Raw genomic sequence first — 15,560 nt, 5'->3', positions numbered from 1 at the left:
TTCTGGTTGGAGACGGTCAAACTGTGCTTGAAGCGGCCACATTTTCGATTATTTGGGCGGGATCGCCTACAATGGGCCAAGCTTGTGGCAGGCAACGCAGCAGCAGGAGGAAGCAGATGGCAAATGTTTTTAACCGACTATTTGGCAACAAAGATGAATCAACTTCAGAAGATAAAGATGACCCAACACCAGAATGGGCGGTTGAGACAATTGAGGCGGCCCAGCGCAGTCGCTCTACTTCGTTAAATTTGGTTCTTTTTTCAGGAGAAGACAGACTGGAAGAAATACCAAATGCTGTGTTTGAAATGGAATGGCTTAAGTCATTGAATTTGAGTGGCAATCAGCTAACGGTCATACCCTCCGAAATTGGCCAGTTACAGAACCTCACAGAGCTGAGATTGTATAAGAATCAGCTAACGGCCGTTCCGCCCGAAATCGCCAAGCTGCAAAATCTGACAACATTGAATTTGAGCAGTAACCGGTTGGCGGCCGTTCCCGCTGAAATCGGCCAGTTGCAAAACCTGACAAGATTGGATTTGAGCAGTAACCACCTAAAGGCCGTTCCCTCCGAAATCGCCAAGCTGCAAAATCTGACGACGTTGGATTTAGGCTTCAATAAGCTAAAGGCCGTTCCCTCCGAAATCGCCAAGCTGCAAAGACTGACGACGTTATGGTTGAGTTACAACCAGCTAACGGCCGTTTCTGCTTGGTTGTTTAACCTGCCCAAACTCGAAAAACTTTATTTGCACGACAACCCAATTCAAACGCCACCGCAAGAAGTGCTGGAATTAAAAAAGCTAAGCGGTAATAGAATAGTAAATTTAAATAAAGTGCGAGCCTACTTTGATCAATTAGCAGAAGAAGGGGTCGATACGCTGTACGAAGCGAAGCTGATCATCATTGGGGAAGCGGGGGCGGGCAAAACGACGCTGGTCAAAAAGTTGCAAGACCCCACCTATACCATCAATCCCACCGAACCGTCCACTGAAGGAATTGATGTAGCTGAGTGGACGTTTCCGCTGCCACAGACATCCGATTTTTTGGAAAAATCGGATGTCTCCACTGACAACAATTTCCGCGTCAACGTCTGGGATTTTGGCGGGCAGGAAATTTATCACGCCACCCACAAATTCTTCCTCACCCGCCGCTCTCTCTACGCCCTTGTCGCCGACGCCCGCGAGCAAAAAACCGATTTCTACTACTGGCTCAACGTCGTCGAACTCCTCAGCGACAACAGCCCCGCGCTCATTATTTCCAACGAAAAGCAAAATCGTGCCTGGCCGTTCAACGAAAACCAACTGCGCGGTGAGTTCAACAGCCTCAAAGATGTTTTCCCCGTCAATCTGGCTGACGAAAACAATCGCCGTTTGTATAAAATTATCGACGCGATCAAATACCACATCGTGCAACTGCCCCACGTGGGGCAAACGCTGCCCAAAACGTGGGTGCGGGTGCGGGAAGTGCTGGAAGAAGACCCGCGCAACACGATGCCGCTGCCTGAGTACCTCGATTTATGCCAGCGGCACGGCTTCCGTCGCCACGATGACAAGCTGCAACTGAGTGATTATTTGCATGATTTGGGCGTGTGCCTCCATTATCAGGATGATCCGCTGCTCAATAAAACCCTCATTTTAAAGCCGGAATGGGGCACGGCAGCCGTCTACGCCGTGTTGGAAAGCGATCAGGTGAAAGCCAACCAAGGGCGGTTTAGCCGCGCCAATCTTGACACCATTTGGCATGAAGAAAAGTATGCCCCGTGGCGGGACGAACTGCTGCAATTGATGGTTCGCTTCCAGCTTTGCTACCAACTGCCGGGGAATGGTGACTACATCGCCCCACAGCTATTGAGCGAAAACAAACCGAACTATCCTTGGGACGAAAATGACAATCTTCAACTTCGTTTCCGGTACCCCACATTTATGCCCAAAGGCATCTTGACCAGCTTCATTGTGGCCACCCATCGGCTCATTGCCAACCAGGATTGGGTGTGGAAAACGGGCGTCATTTTGGAAAATGCAGATGCCCGCGCCGAAATCATTGAGCATTACCAGCGGCGGGAAATCACCATTCGCGTACAAGGTAGGCAGAAGCGGGATTTGCTCACCAAAATCGGCTATGAGTTTGAGAAAATCCACAGCGATTTTCCGGAGCGGCTGCAAATCAAGCAGTTGATTCCCTGTAACTGCTCTCAGTGCAAGGGGAGCGGCAGACCTTACTTCTTTGATTTTGGGCGGCTAAAAAAGCGGCTGGCGGCCGGCAAAACAACGGCTGAATGCGACGACAGCTACGAAACGGTAGACGTATGGCGCCTAATTGATGATGTGGGTGCGCGGCAACAGGCTTTGGATAAGGGAATGTACGTGGGTGGCGATTATATTCACATTGAAGGCGGTATCAGCAACAGTCAGGGGCTAGCGATTGGTCGAGACGCAGACGGCTCGGCAACCTAACGGTTACAGCGTGAGGGGCGTTTGGAAGCGTATGTCAGCCTGTGTGTTGGTTTGCTTAACGTCTATAAATCCTTTGTAAAAGTAGATGGCCCAAGATCTAAAAACGACACTCGTTTTCGGAGTGCCGTTTTTAGGTTGTTACATTGGATTAATTAGGCAAAGGCGAGTTCAGGGGTGGGCGTTACGGCCGTTTCCCGTTCCATCACCCGCATCTGAATACCGTTTTCCGGGGTGAGCGTAATTTGGGCTTTGTACTTTACTGGCTCGGTTTGAGCGAGTGCCAGCCGGTATTTTTGGGCAATGGTGGCCAGGATAAGCTGCGCTTCCATCATGGCAAAGGCGTTGCCAATGCACACCCGCACCCCGCCGCCAAAAGGCATGTAGGCAAATTTGGGCAGCAATTTCTCAAATTCAGGCGTAAACCGCTCTGGCTTGAACATTTCAGGCTCGTCAAAATATTGTGGCAAATGGTGCATGACGTAAGGTGAAATGAAAACGGTGCTGCCTTTGGGGATGGTGTAGCCACCAATCTGGGCATCTTCCAAAGCGAGACGGCCGTTCAAAATCCAGGCGGGTGGGTAAAGCCGCATTGACTCTTTGATGATTTGCAAGCTGTAGGGCAGGTTGGGCAAATCTGCCAGCGTTGGCTGACGGCCAGCCAGCACGCTATCCAGCTCCTGGTGCAGTTTGGCTTCCACGTCGGGATGTTGCGCCAGCAAATACCATGTCCAATTCAGCGCGTTGGAAGTGGTTTCATGCCCAGCAGCAAACAGGGTAGCGACTTCGTCGCGCAGCTGCTCGTCGTCCATAAATTCGCTTTCTTCGTCTACCGAGAGCATGAGCATGGAGAGCAAATCCCCCGTGTCGGCGACTTGGCCGTTGACGGCCGTTTTGCGTCGTTCGGCAATTATCTGGTCCATCACCTCATTAAATTGCGCCGAAGCCTTGTTGCGCAGCCGGTTGTCGGCGGTAGGAATCCAGCTTGGGAGTGAAAATCCACGTTGGTAATCTCGGTTAGAAACGGTCTGGAAGTCATGCATGGCATTGCTGATCGAATCGGCCGTATCGCCCGTTCCGGTAATGCCATCAGCGTCAAACAACGTTTTGGAGACGATGAGCATCGTCAGGTGCATCATCTCTTCGGTAATGTCCACTGTCGCCTCATCTTGCCAGCCAGCCATAAGCTGGTTCGCATAATCAACCATCACTTCTGCATAATTATGAATGCGCTTGCTATGGAAGGCGGGTTGCGCCAGCCGCCGCTGCCGCCGATGGAAGTCGCCATCGCTAGTAAGCAATCCATTGCCCAAAATCTGCTTGTCAAGCGGTGCTTTTTCAAATTTTTCCCGCTGGGTTACTAATACTTCCCGAATAAGGTCGGGATGCCCCAGCAGGTAAGTGTGCATATGCGCTAGCCGGAAATAAACGATGTCGCCGTACTGCTTAACGTTCTTCAACAAGAACGTAGGTTCATCTTCACTGAACTGGGCTGCGTTGCCTAAAATAAGTGAGCCTTTGGGGCCGGACGGCCGTTTCACTGCCATAAGGTTTGCTCCTTGATACTTGATACTAAGATAATTGACAAGTTGTTGTTTAATTGATAGAGTGTTGCCAAAATCATAAATCAGATCAGAAGATTGTCAAGAATGAATTACAATGAACCGTTGTTTTATCGACAGATGCTGACTAAACGACGAGAGAATGCAAATGGACAGACGTAAGAGGCGGACACGCAAATTTTTGGGAAATGCTCTGTTAGAGTTGGTGCAAGAAAAAAAGTGGGATCAAATCACAATCCAGGATATTACTGACCGCGCAGATTTGAACCGCGCTACTTTTTATCTGCATTACAGCAGCAAAGAGAAACTGTTAGCCGATAGCCTGGAGGGATATTTTGATGAATTGGTACAGCAGATTGCCACCAAAACAATGAACAAGCCAATTTGGGAAAATCCAGAGGCAGATGAGATGGTATTTGCCCACGTGGCTGAGCACGCAGATTTATATCGGGTTTTGTTGGGGGAAAACGGGATGGGGTATGTGATTAACCGGGTAATTGATTATATTGCCCAGTTTAGTGAAATGCAGCTACGGGCCGGATTAGGCACTGTTGAATCACAGGTGCCCATCGAAATTATGGCGCGGCATGTGGCCGGGTCGCTTTTTGCCCTGGTGAGCTGGTGGTTGAAGAATGATATGCCGTACACACCCCGCGAAATGGCAGAGATGTCTATTCATCTGTGTGTAACAGGTACCGTGCCTGTCACGCAGGTATAAATTTTTGCCTTTATGTGCCAATCACGTCTGAAAGTGATTGGCATATTGATGCACACTTTTAAAACTTATTGCCTCATTTTTTTAGTTTGTCAGCTACTTTTTGGGCAATCTTGTTCGCCCACCAATTAGCTATTAAACTGGCAAGAAATAGTACGCCCAATGCTGCCAGCCCTGCTTTGACGAGATTGTCGCGTTGTTCTGGAGCTAAATATTCTTCTAGCAGGTTTTTTGCCACGCCGACGGCAAATTGCGTTTGGGAAGGGGGGGCTGGTGGGGGCGGCAGGTCATCGAGGTTGAGCTCACCACTGGCTTCTGCCATCATGCGAGCCTGCACTTGCTGACCCAAACCTTCCAGACTTTGGCGGATGATGGCGTTGGCCGATGTTTCTAACATGCGTTGCCCCACGCTGGCTAAGCGGCCACCAACGTCGGCATCACCATTGTAGTGGAGGATGGTCATATCGCCATCTGGTTCTAGGCGAAGGGCGCCGGTGCCTTTTACAAAACCGGGCGCACCTTTGCCATCTACGGCGATGGTGCAGCTTTCCGGGTCGTTAATGTCGCTCATGACGACATCGCCCATGAATTTTCCTTGCACCGGGCCCACTTTTATTTTGAGAATGCCGTGGAATTTGTTTTCGCCTACAGTTTCCAGCTTTTCACAGCCGGGCAACACGTTGGCCAAGACAACGGGGTCTTGCAGCATTGGCCAAAGCAGGTCGCGGGGTGCTGCAAAGGGGTAGCTACCTTCTACTTTCATTTCGTTATCTCCTGTGGATGTTAGCGATGGTTTGCTTCTGCAAAATCTCGCTTAAGTATGGCTTTTTTGGCTGGGAAAGAACAATTTTACAGCAGTTTTACCTAATGTGTAGAGTGCTGTCAAACGGCTTCGGTCGTGGTTTTGAGGCAGTGAAAAAAACTTTCTATGAGGCGGGGGGCAGTGGTTTGGATCATTTGGGCGAGGAGTTTGTTTGGTGGGTTGAGTTGAGCCGTAAAGGTGAGGGTGGTTTGGCTTGCTGGGGTGCTTTGGAGGGAGAAATCGCCTTGAATGGGTACGGCCGTACTGCCCATTTGTGCTTCGCCAGTCCACTGTAGGTACGTGGGTGGGGTTACGGTTTGCCAGATGAGCAGAACAGGAATGATGACGGTGCTTTTGCCGCTGCCCCAGCAAAATTGCAGCTGGAATTGTGTATTGGTTTCCAGCGGGGACCAGCCTTGCAGGCGAGGCGTGCATTGCCCAACAAGCTCAGGGGTGGTAAGGGTCTGCCAAACGGCCGTTTGCGTGGCCGCAAAGGTGACATTTCCGCGAAACTCCATTTTATTTGTTCACAGGTTGGTGAGTTGCTTCCCAAGTGGGAAATGCTTCTACCGAGCTTTTAATGAAGCCGTCAGCAATTTCTTTCACCCGCTCATCTGTAATGCTTTGGGCAATTCGTTTGACAACACGTTTGGGCATCAGGCGCATGCCTAACGGCCGTTCCAAATCTGCTTTCAGGCGGATGGTATATTCCACTCGGGTTTGTGTGCCCAGATCGAAAAAGTGCGTTTCAATAGCAAACAACCCACTGCCGGTCGCTTTGCGCATCGTGGTTTCTGCCTGAACGGGAGGTGCCGCCTCAATTTTGACTGGATAAACGTTCAGTACCATCTCCTGCCAATCCACGCTACTTTCCAGGTCCGAATAAATTTGAATTGTGTAAGCACCAAGCTCTACCGTCTCATACAGCATTCGGATTTGGTTGGCGGTATATGCATGCACAAGCGTAATGTGAGGTAAAAACTCGGCAACCCGACTGATGTCGCTATAGTACATCAGAGCAACTTTGGGGACAGCGGGAAACACAAATGCTCGTTTGATGGAGCCAATAATGTTGATCATTCAGTGGGTTAAGTGGGTTAGTTGTTATCGTCTTCTGTTGTTTTCTCGTCAATAAGATTGTCAATTTTGGCCGAGAGATTTTCAATTTGACTGGTTAGCTCCTCTACCTCTTCGCGAGAAGGTACCCCGCGCACGCTTAACAGGCGTTCCAAACGTTGCTGGCCGGGGATCATCTCTTTGCCTTTCTCTTGCCCAGCAGCAATGAGTTTTTCGCTCAGGCTGATCGCTTCATCCCTGGCCATCTCGCCCCGTTCTACAAGGGTTTGCAGCCGTTTGTCAATCTCTTCATCCACATGTTTGAGCAGCTCTAGCGGTGAGTTGAGGTTACGACGCAAGGTGTTGAGCGTGTCGCCACCGGCCCGTACCAGCCCTGTTAGCACTGATTTCGGCAAAAAACCGCTATTCCGTTTTTCTTGCTCAAAGATGATTTGGGTGAGGGTAACGGCCGTTAAATCTTCATCGGTTGTGTGGTCAACAACCTGGACCTCAGCACCCTCACGAATAAGCTCTGCAATGCCGTCTAGCGTAATGTATTTTTTTGCATCTGTGTCATACAGTTTCCGATTTGGGTAACGTTTAATAACGGGCATAGTGGCTCATTCCTTGATTAGTTTACTTGGTGTCTCTCCGATAATGCGGCGTTGGCACAGAGTAAACAGAGACCTTTGAGGTGAAGCATGCTCCTTCGATTTGCTTTTCTCTCTGTGACTATATCGGATGGCTTCTTAATGATTCGGTGCGTCATACGAAATTATAGGCGTGATTAACAGATATGCAAAAAGGGAGAGGCGTAGCGCAACGGCCGTTTCTCTCCCAAAATCATCAAATTTTTAGTTGTCATTTCCCATTTGCAAACAAAATTTGGAGATAGCAAATGGGCGTAAAGTAGCCGTTTTTTAGCTACTATAAAAACAGAGATTGCTTACTTTTGTTCTTTCAATGTTTCAATCTTCTTGGTTAGCTCGGCAACTTTGTTGCTCAACTTCTCAATGTCAGATTTAGTCGGAATATTCATCCGGTTCAGTAAACTTTCCATCCGCTTTTCTAGCTCATCGCTCACCCGTTTGCTGCTTTCCTGGGCGCGTTGTTTACGGTTTTCGGCCAGGTCATTGAGTAAGGCACGGCCGTCTTTTTCCGCAATCTCACCCTTTTCAACCAGGCGGTGAACAAACTTCTCAGCTTCATCTTGAGCTACAGAAACAGCACCTACACCGGCCAGTAAAACGCGGCGAATGCCTTCTACAAAAGGATTTTTCCCTTCTTCAATAGCCTCTTCTTCAATTGCAATTTTTTCTGCCATTTTTTTACCTCAGCTAATGTTACGCAACGCGGGTAGATGGTTACCATCTACCCGCGAAAACCCTACCAATTATTAATTTGCTCTTCCCCAGAGATGGTTCATTTATTAAGCAGCTTTGCTCAGATCGTTTACCTTTTTGTTCAAGGTGGTGACTTTGCGGCTCAGCTTATCAATATCATTTTTGGAAGGAATGTTCATCCAGTGCAAAGCATTCTCAAACCGTTTTTCAATTTCTTTTTCAACCCGTTTGGCTGCTTTCTTAGCATCTTTCTGACGGGTTTCGACCTGCTTGTTAACCATGCTGCGGGTCTTCTCTTCGGTTGCGGTGCCGCGCTCTACCAGGTTGCTGAACATGCCAAATAGTTCTTCTTGTGCAAAGGTGACTGCGCCCAAACCGGCCAATACAACTTTACGGCCGTTTTCAACCAACATATTTACGTTTTCTTCTACCGTTTCGGTGAACTCAATTTTTTCTGCCATTTTTGTGCCTCCTGCAATCTAGAAATGTAGCGATTGCTTAGTATCATCTTTGTTTGATTTCGTTATGACGCATTGCATCATGAACAAAATATAACACAGTGCGTCATGAATGTCAAGAGGGCAAAATAATTCGGGTGTAATGAAAAGTTGTGTAATGGAAGCAAGAAGCAGAAAATGGGGGGATGAAAAAAGAACTCGATGAAATGCTCAACAGATTGAACCAGTGGGAAGCAGAGAACAAAGATGCCAATTTGACACAAATGGAAGAAGCGATTGATGCTGAGTTAGCTGGAATTAGGCAGCAATTGCTCGCACAAATGGCCAGAGAAGGGAAGGCGGCTAGGGTGGACTGTCCAAACTGCGACCAGCCAATGATGAAAAACGGGAAGAAAACGCGAACGTTACGAACCAAAAACGGCGACAAAGTCACAATTGAAAGGGAGCAAATGAGGTGTCATGAATGTGGGATGACACTTTTTCCCCCTGGATGAAAAACTCAGGTTGCTGAGAGGCGCGTATACGCCGCAAGTGCAAGAGGCCGTAACCCGATTAGGTAGCCGGCTACCCTATGCAGAAGCCCAAGAAGAGTTAGAAATGATGTGGGGCCTCGACATCTCCGTAGCAACCGTACGAGAAATCACGCTGCGAAACGGCCGTCTAGCAGATGAGCTAATTGAAATAGAAAAAGAACATCTGGAAAAGACAGCCCCCAAAGCAATAGCCAAACCAAAGCAACTCATTGTAAGTGCAGATGGGGCAATGGTACAGCTAAGAAATGGCGAATGGCGCGAAGTAAAAACGGTTGCCTTCGGTGAATTTGAGACTATCTGGGATGCTAAAAAACAAGAAGTCGTGACCAAAACAGGCAAGATAAGCTACTTCTCAAGTGCAGATAAGGCAGAGTTGTTTAGCGACAAGGCAATTGTCGAGTGGCAGCGACGGGGTGGGGAGAATGCTGAAAAAGTTGTCGCGGTTAATGATGGTGCTGTCTGGATACAGGGCTTCATCGACTATCATTGCCCCACAGCGACACGCGTGATTGATTTTGCCCATGCCCAAGGGTATATCGCCACGATTGGCAAAGCCCTGTATGGGGCAGAAAGTGACCGTTTCCAACAATGGTATCCCCAGATGTCTAAACAGTTAGGCACAAAAGCACCCCAACGAACGCTGAATGAATTGCGTTTCCTATGGACACAAAACCAAGCCCACCCAGCAGCGGATGAAATAGAAGCAGCGATTCGTTATCTTGAGCGACGTCAAACGATGATAGATTATCCACATTTCAGAAAAAACGGAATTCCCATTGGATCTGGGATAGTAGAGTCTGGGCATAAGGTGGTGATGCAACGACGGATGAAACAGGCTGGGATGCGCTGGGCGGATGAAAACCTCAATCCGATGCTTGCCTTGCGCATGGCAATCTGTAACAAGTGCTGGCGTGCTTCTTGGCAAGCGATTCAGGCTCATTTTCTGGCTACAAAACAGGCGCACCGTCTGCTGGAGAAGGCAGAAGCTCCGCAATCTCAGCTTGTTACTGAAGCAGATGTTGAGAATTTAGAGAAGCTGGCGGATAGGATACCTAGGCGTTCACAAAAGAGGCAGCCGTGGCAAGACCATCGGTGGATTTTTCCTCACAGAGCACGGCCGTTACACAAAATCTAATTACACCCAAATAATTCGATTTATGTAACACAATTGACCGAAATCAACGGCAGGCCCAGGGCATAAAGCTGCCGCAAGATTCCTTGCAGAGCCGCTTGGTCAAGCAACCCTGTTATGAGCGTGAAAGGGAATCCTTCTTCGTCGAATTTAACCACAAGGGTCATTTGCTCAACCCAATCCAATGCATTTGCGTCCAGGTGGCCAGGGACTTTGATTTGGTATGTTATTGGTTGTGATAGGCTAAACGGCCGTTTTTCCATTTGTGTCTCGCTCAATCATTAATGGACAGTATCATCACTCAATCCTGCCAAGTGCCACAACAATCTTGCTTGAGAGATCGAAGAACTCTGGCGTCAATTCTGCCCGAATGGATTAACCCCCCTTTATTTCAAAGGTCAAAAGAGAATTGGAATCCGAAAAAAAAGTCAATATTTCATTTTCCAATTCATAACGGCTCACCATCGTCAACGCCTCAAGATAGAGCCGCTCTTGTTCCATTAACTCCACAGGTTCCAGGCAGGCCATTTCGGTGCTGAAAATCTGCTCAAATTGGATGGTATCATTCTCGCTTTGGTAGGTGCCGCCGTAATGGTTGCAACCTGTACTCCCTGAAATTTCGCCATCTTCAAAAAGAATGGTTGGTTGATGTCCGGCAATAGGTTGGCTGTTGTCATAGGCTGTCAGCGTCCAGGTTTTGCCTTCAAGTTGGGCAACATTGTCCCGGTTTGCACCCGCGCAAGCGGTTAGAAAGATCACGCAAATGACACCCGCCCAATAACTGATGTGTAACCCTCTAACTTTGTTGTTCATTTTAGTTTCCTTACGATAACGTAGAGTGCTTTCGCAAACTGCCTTCTGTGTTTAACTGCTGCATCTTGCCTGAATAGGTAAATGATCCCGTTTGGCCCACTTCAGTCACATCAATTTCATCTTGCTTGAAGGTCAAAATAAATTGTGCAGGTGCTGTGTATCCAATTTGGTGGCAGGTCAGCTCAAACATATCGGCGGCCGTCCATTTGCCCATTGCCGCCATGCAGCCAATCTTGGTCTCTGTAAAGCGATACACGCCATCTAAACCTACCTTGAAGACGGCCGTATCCTCTACCCGCGCCGTATAGCTAAACTCGGCCTGATCGCTAGCTTCATCAAAAACAAGCCTGAAATTATCATAGTTCCAGTTGTTCTTCTCCAAAGCATAGGTTTTGCCAGAGATTTGCAGGGCGACAGTTGGCAGCGGCGGAACGGCTTGCGGCGTTTGTTTCAGTGGTGGCGGGCCGGATTTCTCAGAAAGTGCTTGCTGGGCAGGTGGATTGGCAGGCAGGACACTATTCGACTTGACGGCTGGTAAAATATATTTTTCCAGTATCTTCTTGGGGAAGAAGACCCCGGCGCCACTGGCTGAGCTAGTGACCGCGACAACAAGATTGTGTGCAGGCGAAACCATGATGTACTGGCCAGCCACACCAACAGCAGCATAGCTGCCAGACTTATCCAGCCACCACTGATACCCATAACCATCGGCAAATGCCCGAACAAAATTGGCCGATGCCCAATTTCTTCTGGTCGTTGCTTGGTCAAATTTCCCTTCGGCGTCAAGAAGTTCAACATAATTCTTGGGAAAGGCGTGAGGCGTAACAGAGTTCTTGACCCAAGCGGCAGGAACAATCTGCTCTCCATTCCATTGACCTTGTTGCAAATAAAGCAGCCCCAATTTGGCCATGTCCTGTGGTTTTAGCCACATGCGCGCATAACCAATGTAAATGTTCTGGGGACTGCGCTCCCAGCGAACTTCACGGATGCCCAAGGGATCAAACAGGTTTTGCCGAGCATAGGTCAGCGTATCCATGCCAGTTGCTTTATGGATGATTGCCGAGAGCATGAAGGAACTCAAGTTGCTGTAATCAAACCGAACGCCAGGCTCAGCATCAACAGGTAAGCTCAAAATATGCGCTACCCAATCCTCCGTGGCCTGCATCTCAAATATTCCTTTCCATTGGTAGAGAAAGGAGTCGCGGCTGCGGATACCCGTTTTCATGCTCAGTAAGTCTTCCAGGGTGATTTGAGCCATTTTTGGATCCCGAATGGCTTGTTGTTTTTCCTTGAAGAATTCAATTATCGGAACATAAACACTTTCGATATACCCTTGTTCAACGGCAATGCCGATTAACGCTGACATGATGCTTTTGGTGCAGGAGTGAATCACGTGTGCACTATCTCTGGGGAACAGCGGATTAAAGTAGATGTCTGCCACCAGATAGCCATTGCGAATAATGGCAATAGAATCAATGGTCACGCCTGGGTCTTTGGCATGTGCCGCTTCATAAAAATCGAAGATTTCCAGCAGCTTTGCTGAATCCATCCCCTGTGCTTCAGGTGTGGATGTGCGGAAGCCATCTGTGGGCCAATAATCAGGTTGGATGGGGTTATAGACAACCGGCTCGAATTTCCTGGTTGGAATAAATGCCCACGCGGTCAGGCCGCCATACAAGGTGGCGAACAAGCCGATGATCGCTAGCAGAACTTTCACCAAAGCAGGCACTGCACTCCAGAATATCACAATGCCAAACAGAATAGCCAATACGACAAGAATAATGACTACCGCTCGCAAGCCTGTTTTCATTTTTATCCTCCACAATTTTCCCCTGCATCATTCCAACGCAGGAAAACGTATGTTCAAAGGATAGCGAAATGGCAGTATTATCGTCATACCCCGGAGGTATTATTTGGGAGGTATTTGCAATTCAAGCGGGGGGCAAGAATCCTAAATCTTTCGCCTTGGAAACAGCCTGGATGCGGCTGTGGACATCGAGTTTGCTGTAAATATTGCGGGTGTGCACCTTGACGGTGTTAAGGGAGAGGTAAAGCTGATTGGCAATTTCCCGATTAGACAGACCTGAGGAAATACATTGCAGCACTTCACATTCGCGTTCGCTCAAAGGCTCGATAAATTCAGCCTGATTTACAGGAGAGAAAACGGGTTGAACTGCCAACGGTTCGTTTGATGAGAGCGCGGCCAGCAAATGTTGCATATAGTTTGGGGCAAAATCGTATTTTAGGGCTTCGAGAAGCAAGCTGCGCATTGGCTGGCCTTGATCGATAAAAATGCGTACGAAGCCATTTGGCTCAGCGATGGCACACGCTTTTTCCAGTGGCACCATCGCCTGAGGCAAGTTGCCCGCCGCTTGAGCGGTTAAGGCTTGCAGTAGCAAAATTTCAATGACGGCCGTTACCCGTCCGCTGGCTTCTGCAAGAGGAGCTATCTGCTGTAATAATGTGGCTGTTTCCGCCAACCGTCCCTGCGCCAGCTTAACGCGTGCCAGGGAAACCTGTTTATTAAGTGTAAAAAAGTCGACGGTGAGCTGCGAACTGTTTTTGCTAATGGGTTCATGAGCTGCCGCCCATTGGGAAGCGGCCGTTAGATTGTTTTGCGCCAGCCACAGTCGTACTTGCCACATTTCCATTTGATGCATAATCCACGGGGGCACATCCAGGTCGCGATCAGCCTCTATCATCTTGTGGATAAGTGCTTCTGCTTCGGCCAGTTCTTGCCGAGAAAACAAGACTCGAATGAGACAATGGTAGGTCCAACCTCGAATGGCTAAATCAATGCCTGCTTCAACCAGTTCAGTCGCTGTTTGAGCTTGTTGCAGGGCCTTATCCAGATCATTTAATTCGGCCAGCACCTCACTCCAAACCGCCAGGCACCAACCAACCACAGGCGACTGCGACCACCCTTTTTCATTAGCCAATGCGAGCTGCTGCTGGCACATCTCGATGGTTGGATGCAGTTTGCCCTGCGCACGCAGCGTAATCGCCAGCTTCAGGTTAGCGATCATGAAGAAGTAGTTGTCACCAGAGGCCTGGCACGCTTGCGCTGCGGCAAATCGCGCCTCGTAGGCGGCAGTCATATCGCCTTGAAAGCCATGTGCATCGCCCAACGTAATCGCGGCACTGCTGCGCCAGGTCAAATCATTTTTGGGCAGATGGTCAAGTGCCCGGCGCGCCTGCGCAATAATTTCGGACATATCACCACGAAATGAGGCCATAAAGGCACGAATGGCAGCGACGCGCCCCAGCAGCTTCTGTTGCTGAGATGCCGGTAACGGCCGTTCTGATTTTAACTGCGTAAGTGTTTGTTCAGCCGCCTGAAGCACCTGTTCGGCTGCCTCCTGGTGGCCACCGGCAAACAGATACCAGGCATGGAAGATACAAATGGTCGGCTCGGCAAAAATCCATTCTTCTGGCAGGGCGGCCAAAAAGCGACGCAATTTGGCATGTCCCCCACGCCGCCAAAGCTCGTCGACGTGATCTTTGAGTAGCTGTGTTACCCGGGCATACTCTTGCGCTTGCAGTGCATGTTCAATCGCCTGATCCACCAGGCTGTTCTGCACATACCACGCACTGGCTTGACGATGCAGCCGTTGCCTCTCACCATGCTGGGTCTGCCGTAGCCGCTGCCGCAGCAAATCGGCCAGCAGATGATGGTAACGATACCAACGTCGCTCCGCATCCAGGGGGATGATAAACAGATTGGCACTTTCAAGGAGTTGTAGGGTTTCCTGGCCGTTATCCCGACCAGTGAGCGCATCACACAAAGAGCCGGTGAGTCTATCCAGAACGGCCGTTTGCAACAAGAACTGCTGTATCTCCTCAGGCTGCTGGTTTAGCACTTCTTCAATGAGATAATCCAACACCAGGCGATTGCTGCCGGTAAATGATTCAATCAACCGTGTTTTATCAGTACGACCTTGGAGTGAAAGTGCCGCCAATTGCAGCCCGGCAATCCAGCCTTCCGTGCGTACCTCCAAGGCGGCGATCTCCTCCGGGGTAAGGTTCAGTCCCATTGCTTGATTGAGGAAAACGGCCGCTTCAGAAGAAGAAAATCGCAAATCGGCCGCCCGAAGCTCTGTCAAGTGATCACGCGCGCGAAGTCGGGAAAGTGATAAAGGAGGGTCTTCCCGGGTGGCAATCACCAAATGCATCTGGGGTGGCAAATTCTCCAGTAAGAACGCCAATGCCCCATGGATCGGCTCTGCATCAATTAGATGGTAATCATCAAGAACTAAAATTACCTTACTGTCAATCACGGCAATTTCGTTGATCAAGGTTGTTAGAATCGTTTGCGAGACCGTGGGCTGCGAAGATTGCAGCATCTCCAGCACCCCTTTGCCAAAAGGAGCTTCATTGTCCACACTCCGGTTCAACGCAGCGACCAAATAGGTTATAAACCGCGTGGGATCATTATCCTCCTCATCAAGAGAAAACCAGGCTGTTTGATTGACGTTTGGGATAGCTTCGCCTGTATTGGCAGTCGCCTGCAACTGTTGCAACCACTCTGTTACCAGTGTCGTTTTGCCAAAGCCAGCCGGGGCGGAAACGAGGGTTAATTTGCGGTGCAGCCCTGAATTCAATCGCGAAATTAAGCGAGGACGGGGAACAAGTTCCGGGCGGGTTGCTGGAATGAAGAGTTTAGTGACCAAAACAGAAGTGGCCATAAAGGCATTATAAC

Annotated in this window: 15 protein-coding genes; 4 read left to right on the top strand and 11 right to left on the bottom strand. The window is 49.2% G+C overall.

What is annotated here, in order from left to right:
* Positions 1-116: 116 nt before the first annotated feature.
* The gene (locus ACOQPU_RS12270; RefSeq protein WP_420645400.1) at positions 117-2,450 is read left to right on the top strand and encodes a COR domain-containing protein; all 2,334 of its coding nucleotides are present in this window, start codon (positions 117-119) and stop codon (positions 2,448-2,450) included.
* Positions 2,451-2,602: 152 nt separating this feature from the next.
* Here the strand turns inward: ACOQPU_RS12270 and ACOQPU_RS12265 are convergent, their stop codons facing one another.
* Positions 2,603-3,994 carry a cytochrome P450 gene (locus tag ACOQPU_RS12265; RefSeq protein WP_420645399.1) on the bottom strand — a complete coding sequence of 464 codons (1,392 nt, stop codon included), beginning with the start codon at positions 3,992-3,994 and terminating at the stop codon, positions 2,603-2,605.
* A 163-nt stretch (positions 3,995-4,157) separates the two neighbouring features.
* On the opposite strand from ACOQPU_RS12265, the gene ACOQPU_RS12260 reads away from it, so the two are divergent.
* A complete protein-coding gene (locus tag ACOQPU_RS12260) occupies positions 4,158-4,727 on the top strand; it encodes a TetR/AcrR family transcriptional regulator (RefSeq protein WP_420645398.1) in 570 nt (189 codons plus the stop codon).
* A gap of 73 nt (positions 4,728-4,800) precedes the next feature.
* Here ACOQPU_RS12260 and ACOQPU_RS12255 read toward each other — a convergent pair whose 3' ends face one another.
* From ACOQPU_RS12255 to ACOQPU_RS12230, 6 genes are all read right to left on the bottom strand, one after another.
* The gene (locus ACOQPU_RS12255) at positions 4,801-5,487 is read right to left on the bottom strand and encodes an SRPBCC family protein (RefSeq protein WP_420645397.1); all 687 of its coding nucleotides are present in this window, start codon (positions 5,485-5,487) and stop codon (positions 4,801-4,803) included.
* A 119-nt stretch (positions 5,488-5,606) separates the two neighbouring features.
* Complete coding sequence (locus ACOQPU_RS12250; protein WP_420645396.1) at positions 5,607-6,044, bottom strand: SRPBCC domain-containing protein; 438 nt, start codon at positions 6,042-6,044, stop codon at positions 5,607-5,609.
* Position 6,045: 1 nt separating this feature from the next.
* Complete coding sequence (locus ACOQPU_RS12245) at positions 6,046-6,606, bottom strand: hypothetical protein (RefSeq protein ID WP_420645395.1); 561 nt, start codon at positions 6,604-6,606, stop codon at positions 6,046-6,048.
* 17 nt (positions 6,607-6,623) lie between these two features.
* Complete coding sequence (locus ACOQPU_RS12240; protein ID WP_420645394.1) at positions 6,624-7,196, bottom strand: polyhydroxyalkanoate synthesis regulator DNA-binding domain-containing protein; 573 nt, start codon at positions 7,194-7,196, stop codon at positions 6,624-6,626.
* Between the two features lie 332 nt (positions 7,197-7,528).
* On the bottom strand, positions 7,529-7,906 hold the full coding sequence (locus tag ACOQPU_RS12235) for a phasin family protein (protein ID WP_420645393.1): 378 nt from the start codon (positions 7,904-7,906) through the stop codon (positions 7,529-7,531).
* Positions 7,907-8,011: 105 nt separating this feature from the next.
* Positions 8,012-8,386 (bottom strand): phasin family protein, encoded by a 375-nt coding sequence (locus ACOQPU_RS12230; RefSeq protein WP_420645392.1) that lies wholly within the window; start codon positions 8,384-8,386, stop codon positions 8,012-8,014.
* A 182-nt stretch (positions 8,387-8,568) separates the two neighbouring features.
* Here ACOQPU_RS12230 and ACOQPU_RS12225 point away from each other — a divergent pair, with 182 nt between their 5' ends.
* A complete protein-coding gene (locus ACOQPU_RS12225; protein ID WP_420640639.1) occupies positions 8,569-8,877 on the top strand; it encodes a YgiT-type zinc finger protein in 309 nt (102 codons plus the stop codon).
* A 37-nt stretch (positions 8,878-8,914) separates the two neighbouring features.
* A complete protein-coding gene (locus ACOQPU_RS12220; protein ID WP_420640640.1) occupies positions 8,915-10,051 on the top strand; it encodes a hypothetical protein in 1,137 nt (378 codons plus the stop codon).
* 20 nt (positions 10,052-10,071) lie between these two features.
* Here the strand turns inward: ACOQPU_RS12220 and ACOQPU_RS12215 are convergent, their stop codons facing one another.
* The 4 genes from ACOQPU_RS12215 to ACOQPU_RS12200 form a co-directional block, all read right to left on the bottom strand.
* A complete protein-coding gene (locus ACOQPU_RS12215) occupies positions 10,072-10,326 on the bottom strand; it encodes a hypothetical protein (RefSeq protein WP_420645391.1) in 255 nt (84 codons plus the stop codon).
* A 97-nt stretch (positions 10,327-10,423) separates the two neighbouring features.
* On the bottom strand, positions 10,424-10,861 hold the full coding sequence (locus ACOQPU_RS12210) for an META domain-containing protein (RefSeq protein ID WP_420645390.1): 438 nt from the start codon (positions 10,859-10,861) through the stop codon (positions 10,424-10,426).
* A 10-nt stretch (positions 10,862-10,871) separates the two neighbouring features.
* Complete coding sequence (locus ACOQPU_RS12205) at positions 10,872-12,671, bottom strand: serine hydrolase domain-containing protein (RefSeq protein WP_420645389.1); 1,800 nt, start codon at positions 12,669-12,671, stop codon at positions 10,872-10,874.
* 121 nt (positions 12,672-12,792) lie between these two features.
* Entirely contained in the window at positions 12,793-15,546 is a 2,754-nt protein-coding gene (locus ACOQPU_RS12200; protein WP_420645388.1) for a LuxR C-terminal-related transcriptional regulator, read from the bottom strand.
* Positions 15,547-15,560: the final 14 nt, after the last annotated feature.

This window comes from Candidatus Leptofilum sp. (assembly GCF_965223285.1).
Lineage (GTDB): Bacteria > Chloroflexota > Anaerolineae > Promineifilales > Promineifilaceae > Leptofilum.
The sequence above is the reverse complement of the archived record's forward strand: the minus strand, read 5'-3'. Positions and strand labels throughout refer to the sequence as shown.